The following is a 436-nucleotide window of genomic DNA, read 5'->3' as shown; positions in this document are numbered from 1 at the left end:
CGCAGGCCGCGCGCGAAGGCGCCTCGGACATCCATATCGAGCCGTTCGAGAATGCATCCGTCGTGCGCTTTCGTGTCGACGGCACGCTGCGCGACGTCGTGCGCCCGAAGAAAGCGCTGCACGGCGCGCTGATTTCGCGCATCAAGATCATGGCGCAGCTCGACATTGCCGAGAAACGCCTGCCGCAGGACGGGCGCATCACGCTGCGCGTGGGCGGTCGCCCGGTTGACGTGCGCGTGAGCACCCTGCCCACCGGCCACGGCGAACGCGCGGTGCTGCGTCTGCTCGACAAGGAAGCCGGCCGGCTCGACCTGGGCAAGCTCGGCATGGGCGCCGGCACGCTGGCGCGCTTCGACCACCTGATCAACCAGCCGCACGGCATCGTGCTCGTCACCGGCCCCACGGGTTCGGGCAAGACGACCACGCTGTATGCGGC

At 69.5% G+C, this 436-nt stretch carries 1 protein-coding gene; it reads left to right on the top strand.

Features of this window, described 5'->3' with window-relative positions; all coding sequences use genetic code 11:
* Window positions 1-436: GspE/PulE family protein (locus JWG43_RS18485; RefSeq protein WP_205244388.1), on the top strand; the 436-nt coding region annotated here is incomplete at both ends.

This window comes from Desulfobulbus alkaliphilus (assembly GCF_016918545.1).
Lineage (GTDB): Bacteria > Desulfobacterota > Desulfobulbia > Desulfobulbales > Desulfobulbaceae > Desulfobulbus > Desulfobulbus alkaliphilus.
Note: the sequence above shows the minus strand (reverse complement) of the source record. Positions and strands in the feature narration are given on the sequence as shown.